The sequence below is a fragment of the Phyllobacterium sp. YR531 genome, assembly GCF_000282595.1.
Taxonomy (GTDB): Bacteria; Pseudomonadota; Alphaproteobacteria; order Rhizobiales; family Rhizobiaceae; genus Phyllobacterium.
Window position 1 is genome coordinate 160,900 of sequence record NZ_AKIZ01000014.1, and the last position, 16,859, is coordinate 177,758.

Annotated in this window: 15 protein-coding genes and 1 other RNA gene; 5 read left to right on the forward strand and 11 right to left on the reverse strand. The window is 53.0% G+C overall.

Features of this window, described 5'->3' with window-relative positions; all coding sequences use genetic code 11:
- Positions 1 to 70: 70 nt before the first annotated feature.
- The 7 genes from PMI41_RS05265 to PMI41_RS05295 all read right to left on the reverse strand — a co-directional run bounded on the left by PMI41_RS05265 (position 71) and on the right by PMI41_RS05295 (position 9,443).
- The gene (locus PMI41_RS05265) at positions 71 to 1,030 is read right to left on the reverse strand and encodes a glyoxylate/hydroxypyruvate reductase A (protein WP_008122533.1); all 960 of its coding nucleotides are present in this window, start codon (positions 1,028 to 1,030) and stop codon (positions 71 to 73) included.
- A complete protein-coding gene (locus PMI41_RS05270) occupies positions 1,027 to 2,658 on the reverse strand; it encodes an ABC transporter ATP-binding protein (protein ID WP_008122534.1) in 1,632 nt (543 codons plus the stop codon). The genes PMI41_RS05265 and PMI41_RS05270 overlap by 4 nt, the downstream gene beginning before the upstream one ends.
- Positions 2,655 to 3,791, reverse strand: coding sequence for an ABC transporter permease (locus tag PMI41_RS05275; protein ID WP_008122535.1), 1,137 nt, complete (start codon positions 3,789 to 3,791; stop codon positions 2,655 to 2,657). Before PMI41_RS05275 ends, PMI41_RS05270 begins: the two co-directional genes overlap by 4 nt.
- Entirely contained in the window at positions 3,791 to 4,894 is a 1,104-nt protein-coding gene (locus PMI41_RS05280) for a microcin C ABC transporter permease YejB (RefSeq protein WP_008122536.1), read from the reverse strand. The genes PMI41_RS05275 and PMI41_RS05280 overlap by 1 nt, the downstream gene beginning before the upstream one ends.
- A gap of 30 nt (positions 4,895 to 4,924) precedes the next feature.
- On the reverse strand, positions 4,925 to 6,793 hold the full coding sequence (locus PMI41_RS05285; protein WP_008122537.1) for an extracellular solute-binding protein: 1,869 nt from the start codon (positions 6,791 to 6,793) through the stop codon (positions 4,925 to 4,927).
- A complete protein-coding gene (locus tag PMI41_RS05290; protein WP_157179322.1) occupies positions 6,790 to 8,658 on the reverse strand; it encodes an extracellular solute-binding protein in 1,869 nt (622 codons plus the stop codon). Before PMI41_RS05290 ends, PMI41_RS05285 begins: the two co-directional genes overlap by 4 nt.
- A 158-nt stretch (positions 8,659 to 8,816) precedes the next feature.
- Positions 8,817 to 9,443 (reverse strand): cytochrome c family protein, encoded by a 627-nt coding sequence (locus tag PMI41_RS05295; RefSeq protein ID WP_008122539.1) that lies wholly within the window; start codon positions 9,441 to 9,443, stop codon positions 8,817 to 8,819.
- 173 nt (positions 9,444 to 9,616) lie between these two features.
- Between PMI41_RS05295 and PMI41_RS05300 the strand changes: the two genes are divergently transcribed.
- On the forward strand, positions 9,617 to 10,357 hold the full coding sequence (locus PMI41_RS05300) for a 3-deoxy-manno-octulosonate cytidylyltransferase (protein ID WP_244423902.1): 741 nt from the start codon (positions 9,617 to 9,619) through the stop codon (positions 10,355 to 10,357).
- A gap of 5 nt (positions 10,358 to 10,362) precedes the next feature.
- The gene (locus PMI41_RS05305; protein WP_008122541.1) at positions 10,363 to 11,226 is read left to right on the forward strand and encodes a prephenate dehydratase; all 864 of its coding nucleotides are present in this window, start codon (positions 10,363 to 10,365) and stop codon (positions 11,224 to 11,226) included.
- On the opposite strand, the gene PMI41_RS05310 is transcribed toward PMI41_RS05305, so the two are convergent.
- From PMI41_RS05310 to PMI41_RS05320, 3 genes are read right to left on the reverse strand one after another with little or no spacing between them, the layout of a single operon-like run.
- A complete protein-coding gene (locus PMI41_RS05310; protein ID WP_008122543.1) occupies positions 11,227 to 12,036 on the reverse strand; it encodes an alpha/beta hydrolase in 810 nt (269 codons plus the stop codon).
- A 27-nt stretch (positions 12,037 to 12,063) separates the two neighbouring features.
- Complete coding sequence (nudC, locus tag PMI41_RS05315) at positions 12,064 to 13,008, reverse strand: NAD(+) diphosphatase (protein ID WP_008122546.1); 945 nt, start codon at positions 13,006 to 13,008, stop codon at positions 12,064 to 12,066.
- A 54-nt stretch (positions 13,009 to 13,062) separates the two neighbouring features.
- Entirely contained in the window at positions 13,063 to 13,464 is a 402-nt protein-coding gene (locus PMI41_RS05320; RefSeq protein WP_008122548.1) for an HIT family protein, read from the reverse strand.
- A gap of 73 nt (positions 13,465 to 13,537) precedes the next feature.
- On the opposite strand from PMI41_RS05320, the gene ffs reads away from it, so the two are divergent.
- The 3 genes from ffs to PMI41_RS05330 all read left to right on the forward strand — a co-directional run bounded on the left by ffs (position 13,538) and on the right by PMI41_RS05330 (position 15,907).
- Positions 13,538 to 13,634, forward strand: an RNA gene (gene ffs / locus PMI41_RS24565) — signal recognition particle sRNA small type.
- 84 nt (positions 13,635 to 13,718) lie between these two features.
- A complete protein-coding gene (locus PMI41_RS05325) occupies positions 13,719 to 15,569 on the forward strand; it encodes a DNA polymerase III subunit gamma/tau (RefSeq protein WP_280113444.1) in 1,851 nt (616 codons plus the stop codon).
- Between the two features lie 14 nt (positions 15,570 to 15,583).
- Positions 15,584 to 15,907: a YbaB/EbfC family nucleoid-associated protein gene (locus PMI41_RS05330; RefSeq protein WP_008122553.1), complete on the forward strand. Its 324-nt coding sequence runs from the start codon at positions 15,584 to 15,586 to the stop codon at positions 15,905 to 15,907.
- A 57-nt stretch (positions 15,908 to 15,964) separates the two neighbouring features.
- Here PMI41_RS05330 and PMI41_RS05335 read toward each other — a convergent pair whose 3' ends face one another.
- The gene (locus PMI41_RS05335) at positions 15,965 to 16,396 is read right to left on the reverse strand and encodes a hypothetical protein (RefSeq protein WP_008122555.1); all 432 of its coding nucleotides are present in this window, start codon (positions 16,394 to 16,396) and stop codon (positions 15,965 to 15,967) included.
- Positions 16,397 to 16,859: the final 463 nt, after the last annotated feature.

The following is a 16,859-nucleotide window of genomic DNA, read 5'->3' on the forward strand; positions in this document are numbered from 1 at the left end:
TAGCAAGAGGCTAAACCCAGGAAAATCCTTTCTCTCCCACAAGGGGAGAGATAACCAGAGCTAAGCTTTGCTAATACTGAGCGGCTTTATCCACGATGTTCTTCAACGGCTCACCGCGCTCGTATGACTCAATCTGAGCGATGATTTCGGGCACCAGCGCTTGTGGGCTGGAGCTTGCAGCAGAATGCGGCGTGATCGTCACCTGTGGATGCGTCCAGAAAGGATTGTCTTTCGGCAAAGGCTCTTTGTTGAACACGTCCAATGTCACCGCAGAAAGCATGCCGCGTTCGAGCGCTGCCAGAATATCGGCTTCGTTTTGCAGGCCACCGCGTCCGGCATTGATCAGCACCGGTGCACCAAGAGGCCCTTCATGCTTCAACTGTGCAAAGATGTTCATCGAAAGGATGTTCTTTGTTTCCGGAGTCAATGGAAGCAGGCAGACGAGAATATCAACATCCTTGAGAAAGTCTTTGAGGCCGTCCTTGCCAAAATGCGTTGTAACACCCTCAATGGTTTGCAGGCGGCGGCTCCAGCCGCTGACCCGGAAGCCAAGCGTACGCAGCTTCTGTGCGGCATCACGCCCGAGTACGCCAAGGCCAAGAATACCAACAGTCACTTCATGGGCTGCTGGTTGGCGGCGGTCCTCATGCCAGACGCGTTGCTTTTGCTGCTCGCGATACCGCAAGCCGAGACGATGATGATCCAATACCTGCCAGACCACGTATTCACTCATGCGCATTGTCAGATCGGGCGAAACGATACGAACAATAGGGACGTCGGGAATTTGCGTGTCATGGAAGACGTGATCCACGCCCGCACCTAACGAGAAAATGACCTCAAGCTTGGGCAGGTTCATCAGAGAGCCGGGACGTTGCTTCCAGACTAGCGCGTAACGAACGTCACTCTTGTCAGCTTCAGTATCCAGAACAAGTTTGCGCTTCGGGGCAGATTTGGCAAATTCCGTTTGCCACACTTCCGGGTCCCAGCCGGTTAATGCCAACAGAATCTTGTCGTTCTCCACGCTTGTCATTCGCTAACCGCTCCCTGTTCGGCCGTTTCTATCCTGAAGGCTGCAGCCATCAGGGCTTTTGTATAGTCTGTCTTTGGACGAGCGAAGATTTCCTCCGACGGTCCATATTCCACTGCCTTGCCATTGCGCATGACCAGCACTTCATTGGCAAGCGCCCGAACAACTTTCAGGTCGTGGCTGATGAAAAGATATGCCAGATTGTGCTTCTCCTGCAATGAACGCAAGAGGTCGACTACCTGTGCCTGTACGCTCATATCCAGCGCCGATGTCGGCTCATCGAGCATGACAAACCGTGGATTGAGCACCATCGCACGTGCAATCGCTATACGCTGGCGCTGGCCGCCAGAGAATTCGTGCGGATAACGGAAGCGGTTTTCCGGATCGAGATTCACTTCCTTGAGAGCTGCAACCACCCGCGCATCGCGCTGGTCTGCAGACAGCCCCGGCTCGTGGACTTTCAAACCCTCTGCAATGATCTCGGCGATCGACATGCGCGGGGAGAGTGAGCCGAAAGGGTCCTGAAACACGATCTGCATTTCGCGGCGCAAGGGACGCATCTGCTTGAAAGTAAACTGATTGATATCCTTTTCACCAAAACGAATGACCCCATCAGAAGAAATCATACGTGATAGGGCGAGGCCCAATGTTGTTTTGCCGGAACCGGATTCACCGACAACGCCAAGCGTTTGACCGGCACGAATGGTGACGTCGATACCATCCACTGCCTTCACATGATCGACAGTGCGCCGGAAGAAACCCTGTTTTATAGGGAACCAGACTTTCATGTTTTCGCCGCGCATGACGGGGGCGGCAGAAGGATCAGCCAATGGCGGGTTGCCCTTTGGTTCAGCCGCAAGCAGATGCTTGGTATAGGCATGCTGAGGATTGTCGAAGATTTCTTTTGTAGGTCCTGTCTCGACGATCTTGCCGCCGGTCATGACGCAGACGCGATCGGCGATCTTGCGGACGATACCAAGATCATGAGTGATGAAGAGCATCGACATGCCCTGCGCCGATTTCAACTCGGCAAGCAGCTTCAAGATTTGCGCCTGCACAGTCACATCGAGCGCGGTGGTCGGTTCGTCGGCAATCAGGAGTTTCGGCTTGTTGGCAAGAGCCATCGCAATCATGACACGCTGGCGCTGGCCACCGGAAAGCTGATGGGGATAGGCATCAAGGCGCTTTTCAGGCTCGCGTATGCCAACCTCTTCAAGAAGTTCCAAAGTACGTTTACGCGCCGCCTGATCGCGCATGCCCTGATGAAGTTTAAGGATTTCGCTGATCTGTTTTTCAATCGTATGAAGCGGATTGAGCGATGTCATCGGCTCCTGAAAGATCATCGTAATATCATTGCCGCGTACCCGGCGCAGATCACTTTCATCCTTGTCGAGCAAATCTTCGCCATTGAAGAGGATCTGACCGGAAGGATGTGATGCTGGCGGGTAGGGCAAAAGTTTTAGCACCGAGAGAGCCGATACGGATTTGCCCGAACCGGATTCGCCGACGAGGGCCACAGTCTCACCTTGCGCCACATCAAACGAGATATGATCGACAGCAAGGGTTTCCTTGCCATTTTGCGTGAAGGCTACAGAGAGATCGCGAACAGAAAGAAGGGGTGCTTTTGTCATTTGAAAGCCTTGCGCGGATCAAAGGCATCGCGGGTTGCCTCACCGACGAAGATCAGCAGTGACAGCATCATCGAAATGACGATAAAGCCGGTAATGCCGAGCCATGGAGACTGCAGATTATTCTTGCCCTGGGCAAGCAATTCACCAAGCGAGGCAGAACCCGGAGGAAGGCCGAAGCCAAGAAAATCCAGCGACGTCAAAGTTGTGATCGATCCATTGAGGATGAATGGCAGGAAGGTCAGCGTCGTCACCATGGCGTTGGGCAGCAGGTGACGGAACATGATCGTTCGATCCGGGACGCCTAGCGCGCGCGCTGCATTCACATATTCGAAATTGCGTGCGCGCAAGAATTCGGCGCGGACAATGCCAACAAAGCTTACCCATGAAAACAGCAGCAAAATGCCGAGCAGAATCCAGAAGCCGGGCGGCAGAATGGAGGACATGATCAGCAGCAGATAAAGCGTAGGCACTGAGGACCAGATTTCGATGAAGCGTTGCGCGATAAGATCGACCCAGCCGCCAAAGTAGCCCTGCAGGGCACCTGCGGTAACACCGATCACTGCAGATGCGGCAGTGAGGATCAAGCCGAAAAGCACAGAGATGCGGAAACCATATAGGGCGCGGGCGAAAACATCACGCGCCTGATCATCGGTGCCGAGAATGTTCATATTGCCGAAAGTGCAATTCGGATCATTCACGCCCAATGCATAACGGTTGCAGCGCTCTTCCGGCGTATAGAGCCAGAAAGGCTTCGAAGGTGCAGTCTCCGGCAGTTCATTGTTTACCGTGCGGTAGGAGTAGCGCACCGGTGGCCAGATAGCCCAGCCGTTGGAATTGATTTCATCCTGAATAACCGGATCACGGTAGTCGGTAACCGCATAGAACCCGTTGAATTTTTCCTCTGGATAATCGACCAGAACCGGGAAAAGTATCTCTCCCTTGTAGGAAACGATGATCGGTTTGTCATTGGCAACCAGTTCGGCGCAGAGCGAAACGGCAAACAGAAAAAGGAAAATCCAGAGCGCCCACCAGCCGCGCCGGTTGGCCTTGAAGTTCTGCCAGCGCCGCGCATTGAGTGGAGAGAGGCGAGGGCGCTTGACTGGTGCTGCGGAGATTCCGACAATATCGGTCATCAGACATCCCTCCGCTCAAAATCAATGCGTGGGTCGATCCATGTGTAGAGCAGATCCGAGAGCAGCGTCATAAGAATACCGATGAGGGCAAAGATATAGACGGTCGCTATGACTACCGGATAATCGCGATTGAGGATGGATTCGTAGCCAAGCAGACCGAGGCCATCGAGTGAGAAAATCGCTTCTATCAGCAACTGCCCCGTGAAGAAAATGGATATGAAGGCGCTGGGAAAACCGGAAATGACGATCAGCATGGCATTGCGGAATACATGTCCATAAAGGATTTTCCGCTCTGAAAGGCCCTTGGCTCGAGCTGTGGTGACATATTGCTTGCGGATTTCGTCAAGGAACGAGTTCTTGGTCAGCAAGGTAGTCGTGGCAAATGCAGCCAATAGTATCGCTGTCAGAGGCAGCACCAGATGCCAGGCATAGTCAGTGATTTTTTCGAAGGTCGATAGCTGGTCAAAATTATTCGAAGTCAGACCGCGCAGCGGGAACCAGTCGAAGAACGATCCGCCCGCGAAAAACACGATAAGCATGATGCCGAACAGGAAGCCGGGAATGGCATAGCCGACAATGATAACCCCGCTGGTCCACACATCGAATGACGAACCATCCTTGATGGCTTTGCGGATGCCGAGCGGGATGGAAATCATGTAGGATAGAAGCGTTACCCATAGACCAAGGGAGATCGAAACCGGCAATTTTTCCTTGATAAGGTCTATTACGCTTATGTCGCGGAAATAGCTGCGCCCAAAATCAAAGCGGACATAGTTCCACACAAGCAGGCCGAAACGTTCCAGCGGCGGTTTATCAAGACCAAATTGTTTTTCAAGGCTGGCTATGAAGGCTGGATCAAGGCCCTGTGCGCCGCGATATTTCGAATTGCCCAAACCTGTCCCAAGCTGGTCCTGGGCCTGTCCGACATCAGCGCCGCCCCCACTGATGCGGTCCATGGCATTGCCACCCTGTCCGGTCAGCTGGCTGATGATGCGCTCAACAGGACCGCCGGGCACGAATTGCACAATAACGAAGCAGACAAGCAATATGCCGAACAATGTCGGTATCATCAAAAGCAGGCGGCGAAGAATATAGGCTCCCATCAGGGGCGCCCCCTCATTGCTGTCAAAATATCAACCCTTGCCAATTGCCTTCGCCTTTGCTTCGTCGAACCACCATAACGTTTCAACCGGAAAACCATAGTCGGGCTTTGGCTCTTTGAAGCCAAACATGTCCCAATAGGCGATCGGATGATTCGCTGAATACCAGTTTGGAATCCAATCGCGCCTGATACGCAAGAGCCGATCAAGAACCCGCAATAATGAAACCAGCTCATCTCGCGATTTTGCGTCGCTTACTTTTGCAATAAGAGCATCGACAATAGGGTCGGCTGTGCCCGGGAAATTATAGGAACCCGGAATATCCTTACCTTTGGACCCGAAAATTTCCTCCAGAGATTCCCTTGTCGGTGTGGGGGAGAGTTGCACCGCCATACCGATCATGTCGAAGTCAAAATTCTGAATCCGCAACTGATACTGCGCCGGATCAACCATGCGCAGGTACGCGTTGACGCCTATTGCCTTCAGATTATTGATGAAAGGTGAGTAACTACGGGTGAATACTTCGGCATAGATCAGAAGTTCAAGATTGAGCTGCCCGCCTTTTGCATCCACTAACTTGTCGCCATCGCGCTTGAACCCGGCCTTGTTCAAAAGATCCGATGCTCTTTTAAGATTTTTACGGTCACGCCCGGAACCATCGGAAGGTGTTTGCAATAGCGCCTCGCCGAAAATGGCTTCCGGCAATCGATCCCGGAGAGGCTCCATGATCGCAAGTTCTTCCGGCGAAGGCTTTCCGCTGGCACGAAAATCCGACTGTTCGAACACGGATTGAGAGCGCTCGTAAGCGCCGTAGAAAAGATTTTTCTGAGTCCACTCAAAGTCAAAACACAGCGCGATGGCTTCGCGAACTTGAGGATCGCGAAAATGCTCGCGGCGCTGGTTGATGGCCCAAGCCTGTAACACAGCACGTTTTTCCGCAGAGAATTTGTGTTTGATCACGCGGTTTTGCTGGACTGCAGGAAAATTATATTCCGTTGCCCATGTTTTCGCGGTTGCTTCAAGTCGCCAGAGAATATCGCCTTTTTTGAAGGCTTCGAATTCCGGTTGTCGTTCCCGGTAAAAATCAATCTTGATCCGATCAAAGTGGTTTTGACCACGTTGAACATTCAGGTCCTTTGCCCAGTAATCCTTCACCCGCTCATATTCGATGGTCTGGCCCGGCGCGACACGTCCGACACGATATGCTCCGGAGCCAAGTGGTGGCTCCATTGTTGAAGCTTCAAAGTCACGGGTGCTGTACCATTCCTTTGAAAAAATGGGTATCGAGGCAATGTCGAGTATCGCGCGATCTGAGTGTTTTCCGGAAAACGTCAGGCGAACCGTATGCGAATCCAACGCAATAATTTTTGCCATCTCTGCGAGGGTCAGCCGGAGTTGAGGATGGCCTTTTTCCTTCAAGGTTTCAAAACTGAAAACGGCATCGTCAGCAGTGATTGGCGAGCCATCGTGAAAGCGTGCTTCAGGACGCAGCTTGAACGTGAAAGTGTTGCGGTCGGCAGATACGGTTACGGTTTCCGCCACCAGACCATAGATCGAATCGGGCTCATCCAAAGCGGATGCCATCAGCGTATCGAAACAGAGTTCCATACGTGGCGGAGCATCGCCCTTGTTGGTGAAAGTATTAAGGGTGTTGAAGGTTTGAGGAGACTGATTGAGTACCCAATTATGGGGCGAAAACGAAAAAATCCCACCTTTGGGCGCATCTGGACTGGTATAGTCGAAATGCGTAAAGCCCATTGGGTATTTCAATTCACCAAAAGCCGAGAGGCCGTGGAGCGGCGTCTCCGTTGCAACATCGGCAAAGGCCAGACGCGGTGCCATAGCCGTGAGTAATGTTGCTCCTGAAACCTTCAAAAGATCGCGGCGATTAAAACCGGTCATTGAAAACGGGCCTTCAACGCCTGCTCCTTGGCAGTATCGATCCACCACGAGTAGGGGTCTACACCGACGTATTCAGGCTGCTTTTCAGGCATGCCAAACTTGTTCCAATAGGCAATCTTTGTGCGGTCATCGTACCACTGGGGTACGACGTAATAGTTCCACAAAAGCACGCGGTCGAGTGCGTGGGTAGCGGCAACGAGTTCATCGCGATCCTTCGCAAGAATGATTTTATCAATGAGCTTGTCGACGGCTGGATTCTTGATGCCCATGTAGTTGCGGCTACCGGGAGTGTCAGCAGTGCTTGAACTCCAGAAATCCCGTTGTTCGTTGCCGGGAGAAAGGCTTTGGGCCATTCCCATTATACCAAGGATATCATAGTCGAAGTCATTAACTCTTGCTACGTATTGCGCTGAATCGACTGGTCTGAGTTGTGCATCAATACCCAATTTACGCAAATTGGCCATAAAGGGTCCGACTGTTCGCTCGTCGCGAGGATCAGAACCAAGAAATTCGATGGTCAATGGCTCCCCGGTTTTTGTATTGACCAACTTTCCGTTCTTGTTTTCATACCCCGCTTCTCGCAGCAGTTTAATTGCATTGCGCAGATTATCACGTAATGCTTGAGGTGTGTCAGAAACGGGATTCTTGAATTCCTGGGTAAAAACCTGTTCAGGCACTTCGCCTTTTACAGTTTGCAGTATTTCCAGCTCTTTGCCCTGAGGCAGACCACCGGAAGCGAGTTCCGATCCAGCAAAATAGCTGTTGATCCGCTTGTATTGGCTAAAGAACATATTCTTGCTCATTGTTTCAAAGTCGAAAGCAAAATTGAGTGCCTGACGAACTCTTATGTCTTTAAACTTTTCGCGACGGGTATTGATCAAAAATCCCTGCATTCTTCCGAGAGACCGTTCGGGAAAAACCTTTTTCACAACGTCGCCGCGATTGAACGCAGGAAAGTCATATTCCCGCATCCAACGGCTTATGCTAGGCTCGCCACGATAATCCTGCAGACCTCCCTTTTTGAAGCCCTCCCAAGCGGCGTTCCCGTCCCGGAAGTATTCGTAGCGGATACGGTCAAAATTGTTTCGGCCTACCTCGACAGGAAGGTCTTTAGCCCAATAGTCGGGTACGCGGCTCCATATGATTGACTTCCCAAAGTCTACACTCTCGATTTTGTACGCGCCTGAACCAAGCGGGATTTCCCTCGTGGGCTTGCTCAGGTCCCGCTTGTTTCCGTTCTTGTCCGGCGCTTCCCACCAATGTTTTGGCAAGATGGGAAAGTCACCCATAATATTTGGAAGCTCGCGATTGCCGGCAACAGCGAAGGTAAATGTAATTTCGCGATCGCCAGTTTTTTCCGCCTTTGTCACATCATGATAGTATTTATTGTAAAGTGGTGTTTGTTCTTTCAGGGTCTCGAAAGACCAGATCACATCTTCCACTGTTATTGGTTGTCCATCATGCCATTTTGCGGCGGGGTTCAGACGAAATTTGACCCATGAGAAGTCATCAGGATAGGCAACGGCTTCTGCAACCAGTCCGTAATTCGTGCCAGCCTGATCAAGTGCTTGGCTTAACAGCGTATCGTACAGGAGGCCACCGCCGATGGGATTGCCAGTGGGCGGTAGCCCTGCAGCTGACTCGCCTTGAATTACAAATGGGTTGAGGTTGTCGAATGAACCCTGAGCAATGTTATTCAGTGTGCCGCCTTTTGGTGCGTCAGGATTTACATAATCATAATGCTTGAATTCAGGTCCGTATTTGGGTTCGCCGGTCAAGCTCGTTGCATGGCGCCATTCCGGTTCAGCCGCATGTGCAATCTGTAGGGCGCCAAAGGATGTGGCGGCGAGCAGCGCAAGGCTGATAACGAAGCGGCGAAATCTCAAATCAGGTCTCCACAATTCTCTTTGACCGGCAGTCTAAGAGAAAATGCGGCAGAGAACAGGCCTTGGTTCAAAAAACACGGGGAGTTGATACAAAAAAGCCGGGCGCTGGGCCCGGCTTCTAAGTCTATAGTATTAATTTAGTGAGCTGGCGCTGGCTTTTCACCAGCCGGTGCTGCACCTTCAGCAGGCTTGTCGCCAGCAGGAGCTGCATCAGCGGCCGGGAAGGGCTTGGGGCTGTCGGAAAGGGTCTGCAGATAGGCGATCAAGTCGGCGCGCTCATTGTCCTTCTTGTCACCGGCAAAGCCCATGGCAGTGCCTTTGATGTAGGCTTTTGGGGCAGTCAGGAAGTGGTTGAGGTGGTCAAAAGTCCACTTCTCAGCGCCGCCCTTGGAGAATTCTTTCATCGGGCCGGAATAGCTGAAACCTTCATGCGTCGCGATTGGACGGTCAACAATGTCCCAAAGGTTTGGTCCAACCTTGTTTGCTCCACCCTTTTCACCGGTGTGGCAGGCAGTGCAGCGCTTGAAAACAGCTTCACCACGCTTTGCATCGGCAGAAGCAAGAAGGGTTGCGATCGGTACAACTTCAGCTGGTGCAGCAGCGCCGCCGGCAGCAGCTTCCCCGCCCTCAGGAGCTTCAATGATGAAGCCAGGCTTTTCCGGAGCGTGCGAATCGAACAGGGAGTCGGACATGATAGCCGCTGACATGACAACGAATACCGTTGCCAGAAACGCCATGGCGTACTTATTGAATGCGGATCCCATCGTCAGTCATTACTCCTCTTGCGGAGGGCTTCAATATCTGATCAATGCAAACCGCTGCATTTCTGGCAGAAACCCCTCGTGATTGCGCGGAAACTAGGGGTTTTATGTCCTACTTGCAACACATATAAGGGCGGTTCTGCCTGAGACTTTTTGACACCGTAGGGGTGTGAGGAATGATGAGAATATTGAACCTGATACCGGCGAGAATGGCTTCAACACGGCTTCCGAACAAGCCTTTGGCCGATATTGCCGGAAAGCCGATGATCGTTCACGTTGCCGAACGTGCCATAGCTGCGAACCTTGGCCGCACCGTGGTTGCAACCGATACGCTTGAGGTCAAGGCGGCTGTCGAAGCCTATGGACTGGAGGCAGTCATGACACGCAGCGATCATGAGTCTGGTTCTGATCGCATCTATGAAGCCCTGCAAACACTTGATCCGGACGGCAATATCGACGCGATCGTCAATGTTCAGGGTGACCTGCCTACCATCGAGCCGGATATTATAAAGCGTGCATTGGCGCCCCTCCAAAACGGCCCGGCTGATATTGGTACTTTGGCAGTTGAAATTCGCCATGAGGCGGAAAAGACCAATCCGAATGTGGTCAAGATCGTCGGCTCTCCTTTGAGCGGGAGCCAGCTGCGCGCACTTTATTTCACCCGTGCCACAGCCCCTTGGGGTGCTGGGCCGCTTTATCACCATATCGGGCTCTATGCTTACCGGCGCGCTGCGCTTGAGCGTTTTGTCGGTCTGGGGCCTTCACCGCTTGAGCGGCGGGAAAGGCTGGAACAGCTTCGCGCACTTGAGGCTGGTATGCGCATAGACGTAGAGATTGTCGATTCAGTTCCGCTTGGCGTCGATACGCAGGAAGATCTGGATCGGGCCCGCGAAATACTGAGTATGAAACAAGGCTAGGGATAATGACCAAGACCAACCGCATCTCCTTTCAGGGTGAACCCGGAGCAAATTCCGATACGGCTTGCCGCAATATGTTTCCGAACATGGAACCCTTGCCCTGCCCGACCTTTGAAGATGCATTTAATGCGGTTGAAAGCGGGGCGGCTGATCTGGCGATGATCCCTATCGAGAACACCATTGCCGGTCGCGTCGCCGATATTCATCACCTTCTGCCGGAATCGCGACTGCACATTGTCGGCGAATATTTCCTGCCGATCCATTTTCAACTGATGGTATTGCCCGGTACAAAGCGCAGCGAGATCGAAACTGTTCACAGTCACATTCATGCGCTTGGCCAATGCCGCAAATATATTCGGAAGAACGGCTGGAAGCCGGTGATTGCAGGCGATACCGCTGGCGCCGCCCGGCTTGTTGCCGATGTCAAAGACAAGACCATGGCCGCCCTGGCACCACGCCTCGCATCCAGCCTCTATGGTCTCGACATTCTGGAAGAGGATGTTGAGGACACGGAAAACAATGTCACGCGCTTCGTCGTGCTGACCAAGACAAAGAAGTGGGCGCCGCGTGCCTCGGATGCGCTGATGATGACCACTTTTGTATTTCGTGTGCGCAACGTTCCTGCGGCGCTTTACAAAGCAATGGGTGGTTTTGCGACAAATATGGTCAACATGACCAAGCTGGAAAGCTATCAGATCGACGGAAAATTCACCGCGACGCAGTTTTATGCTGATATTGAAGGACACCCGGACGACAAGAACGTCGCCCAAGCTTTGGAAGAGCTGGAGTTCTTTTCGAAGGAAGTGCGGATACTTGGCGTTTATCCTGCGGATACGACGTTCCGCAGTTCCCAGATAAATGAAGAATAATTATTGGCCTGAAATCCGGTCGAGAAACCGCTGAACTGTTTGATTGAACAGTTCAGGCCTTTGCAGCGGCGCAAAGTGACTTACACCCGGTAGCAGGATGAACTCTGCGCCGGGGATGGTCCGCGCCAGATATTCGGCATGTTCCTGCTTGATGAACTCGTCATTTTCGCTTTGGACAACGGCAACAGGAACGCTGACCTTCGCCAGATCAGCCGCGTTATAATTCGGTTCCGTTTCCATCATTTTGCCTACGGCTGCAAGGAATGCCTTGAATTGGTCAGGTGTGGCCGATAGTTCGCTGTAATCCTTGACATGACGACCGAAGCAGCGGTCGAGCACCGGGCTGGGTTGAACTTCCTTGGTGCCGCTCGGGTCCATGTTGCAGCCAAAGAAAAAGACACCGGCAACACGCTGCGGTGCCTTGATACCAAGTACCATTGACGTGCAAGCGCCATCGCTCCAGCCTATGAGGACAGCCTTGGTCACACTCAGGCGATCCATCACCGCCAAAACGTCAGATGCCATAAGCTCGTATGTATAGGGTTTCGTATCGCGAGTGCTCTGGCCGTGCCCCCGACTGTCGACGAGGATAACGCGATATCCCGATTTTGTGAGGGAGGGAACCTGATAGCCCCAGTTGCCGCTATGACCCAATCCGCCATGCAGAAGGATAACCGGCGATCCGGCACCATAGGTTGAATAGCGGATGCTGGCGCCGTCATTTTCAACGAAACCTTCTTCCGTTGCGCGTGGCAGTGGGAGCGCTCCATTGGCTTCGAAGTTCTTCAGTTCGTCATCATGACATTCCATAGGCTTCGACCTTCTGCTATTCGACGATCAAACGAAACTTTCAACCCAACTGCGAATGAGATGGGCAGCAATGGCACCACCGGGCGGTGTCATCAGCCCGTCCGGATGGGTGCGATCAATCATGGTCACGACTTCCTCGCGGCTGAACCATCGCCCATCTTCAAGCTCTGCCCTGTCGAGCTTATAGTCATCGGACAAGGCTTCGGCATGGCAGCCAATCATAAGGGAATAGGGGAAGGGCCAAGGCTGGCTTGCGTGATAAAGCACGCGGCCAACGGGAAGGCTGGTCTCTTCCATGGTTTCGCGGCGTACGGCATTTTCGATGGTCTCACCGGGCTCAATGAAGCCCGCAAGGCAGGAATACATGCCTGTTCCAAAATGTGCTCCGCGCGCAAGCAGACATTTGTCGCCGCGCACAACCATCATGATGGCGACGGGATCGGTGCGCGGGAAATGCTGGGCTTCGCAATTCGGGCACGTACGGCGATAGCCACCGTCACGCATCACTGTTTCATGGCCGCAACGCCCACAAAATTGATGGCTGTCATGCCATGAAAGCAGGGACACAGCTTGTGCCATTGCGCCGACCTGATCAGCAGGAATGAGTCCTTGCGTGTAAGCCGAACGATAGTCAATTGCCTCAATACCTTCCGGCAGTGCTTCCATCGCAATGCCGCTGGGTCCTGCCAGTATAGGCGTCTCATCCTGTAACCCGAGATAGATCGTCCTGTTCAAACCCGGGAGAAGGGCCGCCGCTTCCTGCATCCCGAAAAATGCATTGCCATCCGGACTGCTGCGATCCACCAATACGCGGCCATCGCCAACAAGCATCATACGCGCGTTGGCATTCGCCAGCGCCAATGTGACGACATCGTCACTGCGTTTTTCCGAGTGGCGGTTGATGCGGTTTCCGGCGAAGCCGACAAAATGGCTCGGCTCGGCTGCAGGAGCATCGAAAAGACGAAACGGCATGGATGGAAGCTCCAGAATTGGACCCGATTGGGAACTGGACATAATTACTGTGTATTAAATAGCGTCGAGAACGGCTTTCGCAAAGGCCCTTGCGTCATTTTCGCTGTAAGGTTCGCGCGTACCGTGCCCCCAGACAGGCCCCGGCCATGCGGCATCGCCGACGTTGCGCGCGATAACATGCAGGTGCAATTGCCGCACGATATTTCCGAGGGCACCTGTGTTGATCTTCTCGCAGTTTGTGACTGATTTGAGCGCCTGTGCCGCAATACCTGCCTCAAATGTAAGCATGGTTTGGTCCAGCGGCGTCAAATCGTGTATCTCGGTGATGTCGGGTCGCTGAGGCACAAGTATGAGCCACGGCCAGCGCCTGTCATTCATCAGGCGCAGGTCGCAAAGCCCCAGCTTGACGACCGAAAATGTGTCCGCGTTCAGTTTGCTATCGAGTATGAATGTCATGGTGTAAGGGTAAATAGCAGTTTTTTTCAGTGCGCGCTTGCTTTTTGCATTCGGATTGCCGATATGAAAACCGGGAGGTTGGTGGTGGACGAGCCACTCGCCAACCGGGTCAGGTCCGGAAGGAAGCAGCCCCAACGAGCAAGGCACGGGTCGCCGTGCCAGCCTCCCACCCTTTTTCTTTTGCACCTAGCCTGTGTCAAAGCCGTAAGTGGCATTGACGCTGCGGTGCATGGCGGTCCAAACTTGCGCCATATATAGAAGCGAATGCAGGAGCGGAATCAAACGCGATGGACACGAAAAAGCCAGACAGCGCCTATCGCGTGCTCGCCCGCAAATATCGCCCCGAAAATTTTGACGATCTGATCGGTCAGGAACCTATGGTCAGGACACTGACCAATGCTTTCGAAACAGGTCGCATTGCTCAAGCCTGGATGCTGACCGGTGTGCGTGGTGTCGGCAAGACCACGACGGCACGCATCCTTGGCCGCGCTCTGAACTACAAGAATGGCGATATAGACAGGCCAACGATCGATCTCTCGATAATGGGCGAACATTGCCAGGCCATTATGGAAGGCAGGCATGTCGATGTGATCGAGATGGATGCGGCCTCGCATACCGGTATTGACGATATTCGCGAGATTATCGAGCAGGTACGCTACCGTCCTGTATCGGCGCGCTACAAAGTCTATATCATCGATGAGGTGCACATGCTCTCCAATCAGGCCTTCAACGGCCTGTTGAAGACGCTTGAAGAGCCGCCGCCACACGTGAAATTCATCTTCGCGACAACGGAAATCCGCAAGGTGCCGATTACTGTGCTGTCGCGCTGCCAGCGCTTCGATCTGCGCCGTATCGACACCAGTGTTCTGACGACCCACTTGCGCAAAATTGCAGGTCTTGAAAACATAAATGTCGATGACACCTCGCTTTCCATGATTGCCCGTGCGGGTGAGGGCTCGGTGCGTGATTCCCTCTCGATCTTTGATCAGGCCATTGCCCATGGTGCAGGTACGGTGGATGCCGAGGCTGTACGTTCCATGCTTGGCCTTGCCGATCGTGCGCGGATCATAGACTTGTTTGAAATGCTCATGCGCGGCGATGTAGCATTGGCACTGCGTGAGTTTCGCGCACAGTACGATGTCGGTGCCGACCCCAGCGTGGTGTTGACTGATCTGGCCGACTTCAACCATCTGGTGACGCGTATCCGTTTCACGCCCGATGTTGCAGACGATATTTCACTGTCGGAAGATGAACGGCTTCGAGGAAGAGATTTCGCGGAGAAACTATCTATCCGGGTTCTGTCGCGCACATGGCAAATGCTGCTGAAAGGCATTGCCGAGGTTGAGAATTCAAATCGCCCCGTTCAGGCGGCAGAGATGTTGCTGATCAGGCTAGCTCATGCGGCAGACCTGCCAACGCTTGATGAGGCATTGAAATCGCTGGATGATGGCACAGCACTGGCATCTCCTGCTGGAGGCGGCAATGGATCGCGCCCCAATCCCGGCAATGGTGGCGGAACCTCAATGGCGCGCACTGCCGATGCGGTTGCAACGGCTCGTGGCACAGTGAATGCTAATGGTGGTGCAACAATGCGACTGGTTGAGCCTGTCGCTCAACCGGAACCAGTTGAAACGCCTGCACCAGCGATTGTTGAGGAGGTAACGCCTTCGGTACCACTCGGCAGCATTGAAGACATTGTTGCCCTCGCCGATAAACAGCGCGATATGCAATTCAAGATCATGGTCAAGAATTGCGTTCGGCTGGTGAGCATCAAGCCTGGGCGGCTTGAAATCAATCTGACGGAAAGCGCTCCGAAGACATTGCTAACTGATCTGTCGCAGAAGCTTGGCGACTGGACCGGCATTCGCTGGATGGTTTCGCTGTCGCGCGAGGAAGGCAGCAAAACACTCAACGAGGTCGAAACGGCAAAACGTGAGGGCCTGCTCAGCGATGCGCGTGCGGACCCTGACGTTGCTGCCATACTTTCGAAGTTTCCGGGGGCCAAGATAATCAATGTGCGTATTGCCACGCCCGCCGGGCAAGCTGACGACGATTTGTCTGCAGGTGCAGGCGATACACTCGCACCCGTGGAAGAAGACGATTGAACAGGAGATAATCCATGCGTGACATAATGGGCATGATGAAACAGGCCAAGGAAATGCAGGCCAAAATGGCTTCCATGCAGGAGGAAATTTCTGCACTTGAGGCCGAAGGGCAGGCGGGCGGCGGTCTTGTTACTGTCAAGCTATCCGGTAAGGGAGCGTTGACCGCACTGACCATTGATCCATCCCTGTTCAAGGAAGATGATATTGAGGTCATCGAAGACCTGATCATCGCTGCGCACAATGAAGCCAAAGCCAAGGTTGAGGCAATCATGGCGGAAAAGACGCAGGCATTGACCGCTGGCCTGCCAATTCCTCCCGGGTTCAAACTGCCGTTTTAAACGAAAGGCCTATGCAGCCACCAATTATAGCGGCTGCATAAGTGTATCATGGCAGGCTTACGAAGTCGGCTTGCCGGCACGCTTGCGATGCTTAACAGCAGCAGGTTTCGTAGCAATAGGTGATAGCGTAATGGTCGCTGGGTTAGGTGTGTGATCGAGAGTAGCTCCGCTCACAGCATCAACGCCCACGCCAATGACGCCGCCAAAAAGTACATTGCCCGCCAAGCCAGCAGTCCCTTTTCCAGACATTTTCGTATCAATGAACAAGCTGCCAGTGTGATAGCCAGGCTTTGCAGCCGTGGCGGTAAATGGGGTCTTTCGGTTCACTTTAATCGCGCATGGCGACGACGCGCAGTTGCTTCCAATGGATGTCGTGATTTTGGCATCTGAAGGGGAGGTGATGATAACAACATCTTCGGTACCGCGCGCAATGGATGCGCAGCCCGGTAAAATCAAAAGAATGGCAATAATTGCCAAATGGTTCTTCATGAAACTCTCCAAAAAAAAATTGACAAGAAACAAATTAAACTCTGGACGGCGATCCGCCTGCAAACAGGCGTTAGTTTAAATGAGGCCAATGTCAATGTGATTTGAAGCTTCGAGAATATTGGCGGGGAATACGTACTCTCCAGTAGCAACCAGAAGTTTATTGGAAAACGAACCTGATTGAGGTAATCTAACCTTGGAGTGGGGAACGAGCTTCGCTCGTCCCCCTTTCCTTATTTGGAAAATTGAACCCGGAGCGTCAGTTGCCAGCTGGTCCGGGTTCTTTTCACAATAAGGGTCACACTAAACGGAAATCTCCGCATAGATTAACCTCCAAGTCGAAGGCAAGGCTGATGCCGCAGTTGGAGAAGCCCGTCCTCTCCAATACACTGGCTGGCTCAGTGCCGCTGCTTTTGCCCTCAAAGCTTGTGTGCTCTAACACTTGAGCGGATACTTATCGGGTCTT